The sequence below is a fragment of the Bradyrhizobium sp. genome (assembly GCF_049798375.1).
GTDB lineage: Bacteria > Pseudomonadota > Alphaproteobacteria > Rhizobiales > Xanthobacteraceae > Bradyrhizobium.
In genome coordinates this window covers 1-10,327 of the sequence record NZ_JBARGP010000044.1, presented here as the reverse complement: position 1 = coordinate 10,327, position 10,327 = coordinate 1, and the positions used below count along the sequence as shown (strand labels likewise).

14 protein-coding genes are annotated in these 10,327 nt (G+C 63.1%); 8 read left to right on the top strand and 6 right to left on the bottom strand.

Annotation, left to right across the window (positions count from 1 at the left end):
- Positions 1-223: 223 nt before the first annotated feature.
- The 5 genes from rpiA to WA702_RS01455 all read left to right on the top strand — a co-directional run bounded on the left by rpiA (position 224) and on the right by WA702_RS01455 (position 3,657).
- Positions 224-922, top strand: a complete 699-nt coding sequence (rpiA, locus tag WA702_RS01475) for a ribose-5-phosphate isomerase RpiA (RefSeq protein ID WP_425108750.1) — start codon at positions 224-226, stop codon at positions 920-922.
- 45 nt (positions 923-967) lie between these two features.
- Positions 968-1,477 (top strand): DUF2059 domain-containing protein, encoded by a 510-nt coding sequence (locus WA702_RS01470; RefSeq protein WP_425108749.1) that lies wholly within the window; start codon positions 968-970, stop codon positions 1,475-1,477.
- A 50-nt stretch (positions 1,478-1,527) separates the two neighbouring features.
- Positions 1,528-2,928, top strand: coding sequence for a glutathione-disulfide reductase (gor, locus tag WA702_RS01465; protein WP_425108747.1), 1,401 nt, complete (start codon positions 1,528-1,530; stop codon positions 2,926-2,928).
- 189 nt (positions 2,929-3,117) lie between these two features.
- Positions 3,118-3,285, top strand: a complete 168-nt coding sequence (locus WA702_RS01460) for a hypothetical protein (RefSeq protein ID WP_425108746.1) — start codon at positions 3,118-3,120, stop codon at positions 3,283-3,285.
- Between the two features lie 120 nt (positions 3,286-3,405).
- Positions 3,406-3,657, top strand: a complete 252-nt coding sequence (locus WA702_RS01455; RefSeq protein ID WP_425108751.1) for a hypothetical protein — start codon at positions 3,406-3,408, stop codon at positions 3,655-3,657.
- A 161-nt stretch (positions 3,658-3,818) separates the two neighbouring features.
- Here WA702_RS01455 and WA702_RS01450 read toward each other — a convergent pair whose 3' ends face one another.
- From WA702_RS01450 to WA702_RS01435, 4 genes are all read right to left on the bottom strand, one after another.
- Positions 3,819-4,220 carry a DUF1801 domain-containing protein gene (locus WA702_RS01450; RefSeq protein WP_425108745.1) on the bottom strand — a complete coding sequence of 134 codons (402 nt, stop codon included), beginning with the start codon at positions 4,218-4,220 and terminating at the stop codon, positions 3,819-3,821.
- Between the two features lie 40 nt (positions 4,221-4,260).
- Positions 4,261-4,665 (bottom strand): SRPBCC family protein, encoded by a 405-nt coding sequence (locus WA702_RS01445; protein ID WP_425108744.1) that lies wholly within the window; start codon positions 4,663-4,665, stop codon positions 4,261-4,263.
- A complete protein-coding gene (locus WA702_RS01440) occupies positions 4,662-4,985 on the bottom strand; it encodes an ArsR/SmtB family transcription factor (RefSeq protein ID WP_425108743.1) in 324 nt (107 codons plus the stop codon). Before WA702_RS01440 ends, WA702_RS01445 begins: the two co-directional genes overlap by 4 nt.
- A 157-nt stretch (positions 4,986-5,142) precedes the next feature.
- Positions 5,143-5,841 carry a RibD family protein gene (locus WA702_RS01435; protein ID WP_425108742.1) on the bottom strand — a complete coding sequence of 233 codons (699 nt, stop codon included), beginning with the start codon at positions 5,839-5,841 and terminating at the stop codon, positions 5,143-5,145.
- A 220-nt stretch (positions 5,842-6,061) separates the two neighbouring features.
- On the opposite strand from WA702_RS01435, the gene WA702_RS01430 reads away from it, so the two are divergent.
- On the top strand, positions 6,062-7,963 hold the full coding sequence (locus tag WA702_RS01430; protein ID WP_425108741.1) for a PAS domain S-box protein: 1,902 nt from the start codon (positions 6,062-6,064) through the stop codon (positions 7,961-7,963).
- 226 nt (positions 7,964-8,189) lie between these two features.
- Entirely contained in the window at positions 8,190-8,576 is a 387-nt protein-coding gene (locus tag WA702_RS01425; RefSeq protein WP_425108740.1) for a septal ring lytic transglycosylase RlpA family protein, read from the top strand.
- Positions 8,577-8,624: 48 nt separating this feature from the next.
- Here the strand turns inward: WA702_RS01425 and WA702_RS01420 are convergent, their stop codons facing one another.
- A complete protein-coding gene (locus WA702_RS01420) occupies positions 8,625-9,302 on the bottom strand; it encodes an L-2-amino-thiazoline-4-carboxylic acid hydrolase (protein ID WP_425108739.1) in 678 nt (225 codons plus the stop codon).
- Positions 9,303-9,440: 138 nt separating this feature from the next.
- On the opposite strand from WA702_RS01420, the gene WA702_RS01415 reads away from it, so the two are divergent.
- On the top strand, positions 9,441-10,070 hold the full coding sequence (locus WA702_RS01415) for a LysR family transcriptional regulator (RefSeq protein WP_425108738.1): 630 nt from the start codon (positions 9,441-9,443) through the stop codon (positions 10,068-10,070).
- Positions 10,071-10,082: 12 nt separating this feature from the next.
- Here the strand turns inward: WA702_RS01415 and WA702_RS01410 are convergent.
- A partial coding sequence (locus WA702_RS01410; protein WP_425108737.1) for a PfkB family carbohydrate kinase occupies positions 10,083-10,327 on the bottom strand: 245 nt, incomplete at its 5' end.

The following is a 10,327-nucleotide window of genomic DNA, read 5'->3' as shown; positions in this document are numbered from 1 at the left end:
GGTCGGGCGCGGTGTCGACCAGCGTGCCGTCGAGATCGAAGACGATGGTGGGGGGAGTGGCGGACATGACTGGATTCGCTAGCCGCATCAATGCCGTCAGGCAAGGGGTCACAGTGGCTTTTTAATCCGGTCAACCGCCTCCTGCCGCTATCCCCAGCGGCAAAACATCGCTAGATATGCGCCCGATTTCGGCCCCGACGGCTCGGACGGTGGACAAGCGCGCGTGGACATGGACGCATTGAAACGGCAGGCGGCGGCCCGGGCACTCGAGCACGTGCGCGACGGCATGAAGCTCGGGCTCGGCACCGGCTCGACCGCCAGGCATTTCGTCGAGCTATTGGGCGAGAAGGTGAAGGGCGGGCTCCGGGTCGTGGGGGTGCCGACTTCCGAGGCGACCCGGGCGCAGGCGCAGGCCGTCGGCGTGCCGCTGACGACGCTCGACGAAATCGACCATCTCGACCTCACCGTCGATGGCGCCGACGAGATCGATCCGCAATTCAATCTGATCAAGGGCGGCGGCGGCGCCCTGCTGCGCGAGAAGATCGTGGCGAGCGCATCCGATCGCATGATCGTGATCGCGGACGACAGCAAATGGGTGGAGCCTCTCGGCCGATTTCCGCTGCCGATCGAGGTGGTTCCCTTCGGGCTTGCGGCGACCCAGCGCGCGATCGCCGACGCCTTCGTTCAGGCCGGGGTATCCGGGCAGATGGTGGTCCGGAAAGGCAAGGACGGCCACGTTTTTGTCACCGATGGTGGCCACTGGATTGTCGATGCCCGTCTCGGGGAAATCCAGGATGCTCCGCGCCTGGCGGGCCTTTTGAGCGTAATACCCGGGGTGGTCGAGCATGGGCTTTTCATCGGCCTTGCCAGCACGGCGATCCTGGCTGGTGCGCAAGGAATTCGCGTTATCGAGCGGCCCTAGTGCAGTGAAACTGCGCCAGCGACGCAATCTCAGGGGAGACCAGGAATGAAGACCGTTTTCAGAATCTTGCCGGCAACTTGTTTCGTGCTGGCCTTGGCCTTGGCGGGCTCGGCGTCCGCCCAGCAGACCAAGCCGGCCTCGGCCGCCTGCATGGCCGGCGCGCGCGAGATTCTGGCCATGAAGAACGTTGCGGTGATGTACGCCAATGCCGTGCCGGGCATCGTGCAGCAGGCCAAGACGCAGCTGGTTCAGTCCAATCTGAACTACCAGAAGGACCTCGACGACGTCGCGCTGGTCGTGGCGAAGGAATTCACCGGCAAGGAAAAGGAGATCGGCGAGGGCATGGCCGAGGCCTATTGCAAGGAGTTCACCGACAAGGAGATCACCGACCTCGTCGCCTTCTACAAGTCGCCGCTCGGCCAGAAGCTGCTCGCCGCCGAACCTCGTGCCATCCAGGGCAGCATGGCCTATATGAACCAGTGGGCGCAGAACTTCGCCGACGTCGTCACCGCGCAATTCCGCGCCGAGATGAAGAAGCGCGGCAAGCCGATCTGATCGCGGCCTGCTGTCAGGACAGGTCGGGGTCAGCATATCAGAGGATCGAGATGGCTGATTTTGACGTCGACCTGTTTGTCATCGGGGGTGGTTCGGGCGGCGTGCGTGCCGCCCGCATCGCGGCGGGCTACGGCGCCCGCGTCATGATCGCCGAAGAATACCGGATGGGCGGCACCTGCGTGATTCGCGGCTGCGTACCCAAGAAGCTGCTGGTGATCGGGTCCCATGTCCGCCAGGAGATCGAGGATGCCGCGGGCTTTGGCTGGCGCATCCCGGAAGCCACCTTCGATTGGCCGACCCTGATCGCCAACAAGGACAAGGAGATCGCGCGCCTCGAGGCGGCCTATACCGCCAATGTCGAGAAGGCGGGCGTGCGCATCGTCAAGACCCGCGCGGTGCTGGAAGACGCCCATACCGTGCGCCTGCTGACCGGCGAGACGGTGCGCGCCAGATACATCCTGATCGCGACCGGCGGCGCGCCCAATCACGGCCGCGAGATTCCGGGCATCGAGCACGTGATCTCCTCCAACGAGGCCTTCCATCTGCAGGAGCTGCCGCGGCGGATCGTGGTCCAGGGCGGCGGCTATATCGCGCTGGAATTTGCCTGCATCTTCGCCAATTTCGGCTCCGACGTCACCGTCGTCTATCGCGGCGACAACATCCTGCGTGGCTTCGACGAGGACGTCCGCGCCCATGCCCGCGCCGAGATGGAGAAGGAAGGCATCACGATCCTGACCGGCTGCACGGTGACCAAGGTCGACAAGCACGGCCAAAACGACGGCCATGACTACTACACCACGCATCTGTCGAACGGATCGAGCATCGCCTCCGAGCAGGTGATGTTTGCGATCGGCCGCCATCCTGCCGTCGCCAATCTCGGACTCGACAAGGCCGGCGTCGCCATCAATCCGGAGAACGGCGGCATCGCGGTCGATCATTTCTCGCAGACGTCGGTGCCGAGCATCTATGCGATCGGCGACGTCACCCATCGGCATAATTTGACGCCGGTCGCGATCCGCGAGGGCCACGCCTTTGCCGACAGCGTGTTCGGCAAGCGGCCGGTGCAGGTCGACCACACCAACATTCCGACCGCGGTGTTCTGCCAGCCGGAAGTGGGCGCGGTCGGCATGACCGAGATCCAGGCACGCGAGCTGTTCGATCGCGTCGACATCTACAAGGCCTCGTTCCGGCCGATCAAGGCGACGATGTCCGGCCGCGACACCCGTATCCTGATGAAGCTGGTGGTCGACGCCACCACCGATCGCGTGCTCGGCTGCCACATCGTCGGCGACAACGCCGCCGAGATTACCCAGGCGGTGGCGATCGCGATCAAGATGAAGGCGACCAAGGCCGATTTCGACGCCACCATCGCGCTGCATCCGTCCGCAGCCGAGGAGCTGGTCACCATGCGCACGGTGATCGAGCGCCACGTCCGCCAGGCCGCGGAATAGCGCTTCGTCTTCATCGCGCAGTCAGCGCAGGGGCTATCCGGCCGGTGCTTCCGCTGGGCGCCTGAATCTGTCCGGCGAATATCGACGGCCGACGAGTCTGATCATGGCAGGTTTTCGAACGTTTCCTCTGATCGATCGTTCTGACGAGCGACTCGCAGGTGATGCGAGATGTTCCACGGGACGTGCGCGATGACCACGATGGCAAAACTACTTGTCCAGAAGCAGCAACTGATCGAGCAGATGGACACCGCCGGCCCGCATGAGCGCGAGGAGATCGAGCGCCTGCTGGAGACGATCAAAGCCGCGCTTCAGGCGCTCGATGAAGCCGGCCGGCGTGACGGTGGAGACGATGCGTAGCGCCGCGCCATTGCGATGAACCTTGGCTGAACAAGGAACAGTGCAATCGGCATGTTTCCGCGGAACTGTTATCCGAGCCCGGTGTTTTTCGTGCTGGCAATTGCCAATCGGAGGAGAGACATGAAGAAATATCTGATCGCCGCGGCGCTCGTCGGTGCCTTCGCCGCGCCTGCATTCGCTGATGACGTTGGCGTGCATGTTGGTCCCGTTGGCGCGGGCGTAACGGTGGGCGAAACCCACGAGTATCGCGAGCCCGAGCATCGTACCACCGTCATCAAGGAGCATGAGCCGGCTGACCGGACCACCGTCATCAAGAAGGAAGACGAGTTCGGCAACCGCAGCAAGACGGTCATTCATCACGACAACGACTAATCCACAAAAGACTCCGACCATATCGGTCGGAGTCTTTTTATTTGTCTTATTCGTCGTTGTCTTTCTTTGTCGTAGTTTGTAGTCCGAATGAGCGGAGCGGCATCTGGGACAATTTCTTCTGAGCCCCGCGTGTCGCTTGCGCTCACGCGGGCTACGGCGCATCAACGCTTCTTCGGCTTGGCCGTGTTCAGCGTCACGGCGGCGCGGATCAGCGCCTTCAACGCTTTTTCATTGACCTCATCGCCTTGCTTGAAATCGATCGCGCGGCGGGTGTTGCCCTCGAGGCTGGAATTGAACAGGCCTGCCGGATCTTCCAGCGAAGCGCTCTTGGCGAAGGTCATCTTCACCACGCTCTTGTAGGTCTCTCCGGTGCAGATGATGCCGGCATGCTCCCACACCGGCACGCCGCGCCATTTCCATTCCTCGACGATGTCGGGATCGGCGTCCTTGATGAGCGCGCGCAGCCGCGCCAGCAGCTCGCCGCGCCAATCGCCGAGCTCTTTGATGCGTCCATCGATCAGAACGGACGGGGACTCGCCCGCCTGCTGCGCGCTCGCTTTCATGCCTGCCTCTCTTCAGTCGCTGTGTGGATGTCGGCTGCTTTCAATCGCGCCCCAGCACCTGCTCCAGATTGCCAAAAAACTTCTGCCAGCCATATTGCGCGCCCTGGAAGGCCTGCTGCTGGTCCGGCCTGAAGCCCTTTTGCTCCATGCGCAAATGCGTGCCCGCGCCCTTCGGCGTCAGCGTCCAGGTGACGACGCTTTCCAGGCCCATGGCGTCCCAGGTGTAGGACAGGGCCTTGTTCGGTTCGAGCTCGAGGACGCGACAATCGACCGAGCCCCAATCGCCGCTCAGCGTGAAAGCGTGGCCTTTCACGGCTGCGAAATCGTTCTTCATCAGCCATTCCGCGATCAGATGCGGCTGGGTCAGCGCACGCCAGATCTTTTCCGGCGGATGCGCGATCTCGCGTTCGACGATGACGGCGCGGGTTTCAGTGGCAGTGTTCATTGGTCCATCCTTTTGAGGAGATCTTCGAGGTCGTCGAACCGGCTTTCCCAGAAGCCGGCCATTTGTTTGGTCCAGTCGATCAGGGGCGACAGGGCAGGGAGTTCGGCGCTGTAATGGGTCTGGCGGCCTTCGTGGCGGTCACGTACCAGCCCGGCCTGCTTGAGCACGCCGAGATGTTTGGAGACCGCTGGCTGCGAGACGCCGGACTGCGCCGTCAGCGCGCCGACCGTCTGCTCGCCGTGTCGGCACAATCGTTCGAAGATTGCCCGCCGCGTCGGATCGGCGAGCGTCCTGAACAGAATGTCGTGGGTATCCGGCATCAATCCATAACTCGGTGGTTATGGATAACGCATAACTGGCTGGTTATGGGGCGTCAAGCCCAAACCGTCGCGTTCATTGCGAGCGAAGCCAAGCAATCGAGGCTCCTCCCAATGACGAACCTCAGCGCAATGAGTGGCGGCCGGCGCCTTTGCGCGTTCAGCTGTTCTGCATCCGGTAGCGTAGCCAGACGGCGCCGCTCTCCAGCACCTCATGGCTTTGCAGCGTCATCGCCGTCAGCGGCGCGCGCTGGTCGGAATCGGCTTCCGATGAATCGAACACGAAAGGCGCGCCCTTGGCGCCATCGATGGCGGGGCAGAGGATCAGGCTGACCTCATCGACCAGCCCGGCGCGCAGGAAGGCGCCGTTGACGACGCCGCCGCCTTCCAGCAGCAGCCGCTTCACGCCGAGTTCGCGATTCAGGATCTCCAGCGTCAGTGCAAGATCGAGTTCGGTATCGCCGGCGAAGATGTAGGACACGCCTTCGCCGCGCAGGCCGGCCAAATGCGCATCCGGCACCGCCTTGGTGAGCACGACGACGATCGGATCGCCGCCGATATCGGCGCGGCCCCAAGTGATCTTGCCTTTGGCATCGAGCACGATGCCGTACGCTTTCACATCAGCATCGCGACGCGCAAACCAGCTCTCGCGCGGAAAATTCTCGCTGGTCGTGGCCGGATAGGCGGTACCTTTGGCGAACTCGCTGCCAGTGACACGGCCGATCAGCCAGGCGTCGCCGTCGAGCTTCTCGTGCAGCTGCTCGAACAGGTCGCCGGCTGCGCCTTGCGGGCGCCAGCGGCTCGGCCAGATCCGGCCGTCGATGCTGGTCGCCATATGGCAGATGACGTGCGGCTTCATTTGGCCTCCCCCGATATCGGCAGTCCAACGCGATCAGGCGCGACCGGTTCGCATCGATATTCAGCATGTCCGCTTATGCCGCGACCGGTTTTCTTGCAAATCATCGCCTTCCGGCTCATATATGGTCCGGCCGCTAAGGTCCTGACAAAAAAGCACTAACAAGCGGGAACTCATGCGGTTGCCGTGCGTTGTCTTGGGTTTTGCGGGAGCGTGAGAACGAATGACCGATGCGCCGACGCCGGAACCGGGCTTGTTTGAAAGTGAGCGGGCCTTTCGGCTCCTTGTTCAGGGCGTGACGGATTACGCCATCTGCATGCTGGATCCTGCGGGGATCGTCGTCAGTTGGAATACCGGCGCGGCGCGTATCAAGGGTTACCAGGCCGCCGAAATCATCGGACGGCATTTTTCGGTGTTCTATCCGCCGGAGGATCGCAAGGCAGGCCTTCCGGAGATGGCCATCAAAACCGCAGAGCAAACCGGACGGTTCGAAACCGAAGGCTGGCGCGTCCGCAAGGACGGCTCGCGGTTCTTCGCCTCCGTTGTCATTGATGCCATTCATGATGATGGCAAGCTGGTCGGCTTTGCCAAGATCACGCGCGACATTTCCGAACGCCTCCAGGCGCGCGTGGCGCTGAGCGAGAGCGAAAACCAGTTCCGCCTGCTGGTCAGCAACGTCACGGATTATGCGCTCTATATGCTCGATCCCGAGGGACGGGTGACGAATTGGAATCTCGGCGGTCATCGCATCAAGGGCTATCTGCCGGACGAAATCATCGGCCAGCATTTCTCCCGCTTCTACACGCCCGCGGACCGCGAGGCCGGCAAGCCGGCGCGTGCCCTCAAGATCGCGCGTGAGCAGGGGCGATACGAGGAAGAGGGCCTGCGCGTGCGCAAGGATGGCACCTTCTTCTGGGCCAGCGTGGTGATCGATCCGATCCGCAACGATGCTGGCGAGCTGATCGGCTTTGCCAAGATCACGCGCGACATCACCGAGCGGCGCGAGGCGCAGCAGAAGCTCGAGCGCATGCAGAAGCAGCTCGCGGAATCGCAGAAGATGGATGCGCTCGGCCAGCTCACCGGCGGCGTCGCCCACGATTTCAACAATCTGCTGATGGCGGTGAGCGGCAATGTGCGTCTGATCCGGCGTTTCGTTACCGATTCACGCGCGGTGAAGGCCGCCGACGCCATTGACGCCAGCATCCAGCGCGGCGCCGCCCTGACGCGTCAACTGCTGACCTTCGCCCGCCGCCAGCAGATCAATCCCGTGCTGCTCAACGTGCGGCAAACGCTGTCTGCGGTTCGGGACGTGCTCGAAACCGGCCTTGGCAGCCAGGTGCGGCTGGAGGTGGCGATTCCGGATGGAATTTGGCCGGTCGTGGCCGATCCGGCCGAGCTCGAGACGGCGATCGTCAATCTTGTCCTGAACGCGCGCGACGCGATGCCCGAAGGCGGCGCGGTCCGCATCTCGGCAGAGAACCGGCGGATCGATGATCATGCCAATCCCGGCGAATATGTCTGCATCACTGTAGCTGACAATGGCGTCGGGATTCCGGACGACGTGATCGCAAAAATCTTCGATCCTTTCTTCACCACCAAGCCGGTCGGCAAGGGTACAGGCCTCGGCCTTTCGCAGGTGCATGGTTTCGCCAGCCAAGCCGACGGATTCGTCGATGTCAAAAGTCGTCTCGGGGAGGGGACGCAGGTCACGGTGTTCCTGCCGCGCGGCGAAGGCGTCTCGGCCTTGCGCCAAGTGGAGGCGCTGGAATCGGGTGCGGGGACGGTGCTGCTGGTCGAAGACAATCCGGACGTCGCAACCTCCAGCATGCTGCTACTCGAGGAACTCGGCTATCGCGTGAGGTGGGTGTCTGACGCGGAGGCGGCGATCCAGGCGATCGAGAAAGACGGCATCGACGTCGTGTTCAGCGACGTCGTCATGCCCGGCAAGATGGACGGCCTCAGCCTCGCCCGGCACCTCAAGCAAAACCATCCCGCCATGCCGATCGTCCTGGCGACCGGTTACAGCGACGCGGCGCGTAAATCCGGCTCGGAGTTTCCGATGATCCACAAGCCGTATGAGCTGCACGAGCTGAGCAAGGCGCTGGAAGAGGCGAGGGGCCGCTAGCGGCCCACAGCCCACACACCTGTCGTTAACATGAATAGCCGCGCCAAACGTTAAATCTGGAACCCGCGGTAACCTCAACGACGGAAAGAAGTTGCCGGAGTGCCGCGCGTCCGTCACCACGTCAGCATGTTTGCCGGCTTCATCCCCCTGGTCGCGATCGCGACCGTCGTACTTTGTGTCCTCGCGTTTGCCGCGGACGGAAGCAGTTCTTAGTTCGGAGGCATTTATGCGATTGTCGATCTGCACCGTCGGGGCGGCCGCAGTGCTGTTGATAACCTCGTCAGCGGATGCCCACAGCCGAGGCTTCGCCTGGTTCTTCGCGCATTCAAGACCTCACGGCGCCTGTTCAGGACAGCCTGTCGTCGCCTCCTACTATACGTCGGGACGACGAACCGCGAGTGGCCGAGCCTTCGCTGCCGGCGGCCTCACGGCTGCGCACCGGACACTGCCATTTGGATCCCAGGTAACAGTGACCAATGCCGAGAACGGTAGGTCCGTCACTGTCGTGATCAACGATCGCGGTCCGTTTACGCGCGGCGTCACCCTTGATCTAGCGCCTGGCGCAGCCCGGGCGATCGGGATGACCCAAACGCAATGGGTCTGCATGAACTGAGGCTATGGTTGCGGCGAGCTGGCCGGAACGCGACGATTCTAGGCGGGCCTAGTCCGGCAGGAGCCGCAAGAAGCGGAAATTGCAGTGGCTCGCGCCGCCGGCTAAGGTTTGGGTCCTTTCCAAACGGATGCCACGCGTGGCATAGGCGTCGAAATCAAGCCCGCAAATGTTCGGCAGGACGTCGTTGTCGCCATGGCGAGCCGCGAATTTGCAGAAGCCGCACGCTTTGTAGTTGATGCCGAATTCGAACTTGTCGCCCGGGCCGGGCTCGACGAAATCGTAGACGAAATCTTGGCGAAAATCTTCTCGCTGGCTCTTAATGGCCTGCTCGCGCAGCAAAGCCTGATTCTCCGGTGACATGAACTGATACCCCTCGGCGAGACGTTCTGCTTCCGATAAGGTGAGCAACTGCGCCTTGTAGGTTTGTCGCTCGATTTCGCCGATCAAGGGGACCGGCAGGCCGTGTCGCCGCAGCACGCGGCTCATGGCCATGAAGCCCATCAGGCGCATGAAGAAGTCGCTCATCCGACTTTGCTCGCCTCCAACATAGGGCATTTGGGTGAGCACGATGTCGAATTCGTCCATCACCTCCTGCCTGATCCCGGCCATGTCGGTGATACCCGCGCGCTCGCGCAGCATCGTTTCGGCAAGGTCGAGGCGCTGGCGCATGGCGGCCTCCATGGCGCCGCGATGCTGCTTGTAAAAAGGATGGATGGTCTCAGCCATTGGACACCAAAGGATTTCCGGAGGTTGCGAACCGACCGTAAGCCTGGATACCGGATCGGCGCAAAGCATGAATCCTTGCGTCAAGCACGAGAAAATCTATTGCAAGGTCACGGCCTGTCAGTGGCAAACTGCTGCGCGATGACCTATGCCCTCCCACCTCTCAACGCGCTCCGCGCATTCGAAGCCGCCGCGCGGCATCTCAGTTTCAAGCTCGCCGCGCACGAGCTGCACGTGACGCCGGCCGCCGTAGGGCAGCAGGTGAAGGCGCTGGAGGCGCGCCTCGGCGTCCGCCTGTTCGAGCGGCTGCACAAGCAGCTCATCCTGACCGCGGCCGGGCAGGCCTATCTGCCAGAGATCTCCGACGGCTTCCGTCGCATTGCGGACGCGACCTCGCAATTGAAGCCGGCCGGTGCGGTCCTGCTGCAATTGGGAGTCCATGCCAGCTTCGACCTGCGCCGCCTCGATCTGGCGGCGTTTCGCAGCGCGCATGCCGACATCGGCTTGCGGGTGCTGCAGCCCGCCGGCCTGCACGAATTGGTCGAGGGCAAGGTCGACTTGTTGATCGCCCGCGGTCTCGGCCGTCATCCGGGCTATCGCTGCGACCGGGTCGGGGAGGGATCTGGTCTCGGTGACTGGCTGATTGCGCCCGAAGGCACTGCCGATTGCCCGGAGGTCGCAAGCTTCCGTGACTGGCTGCGCGCTCTGCCAGCCGAGCAGGCGCTGGGCATCCACCGCCGCGCGCATCTGGTCGGCAGCATCGGAAGTTGACCGCGACAGCTGTCAGCGCGTTTTGCCGAGCGCCGTCACCGCGCTGCGCACCGGCATCGCCGCCTGTGCGCCGACCTTGAGGCACGCCAGCGCAGCCGCCTCGCAGCCGACCTCGAGCGCGGTCTGTAACGGTGCTTGTTCGTCGAGCATGCAGGCGAACGCACCCACGAAGGTGTCGCCCGCGCCGGTGGTGTCGACCGGGGTGATCGTCGGCGCCGAGGCCCTCAGCAGGTGTCCGTCGGCGGTTGCCGCGTACG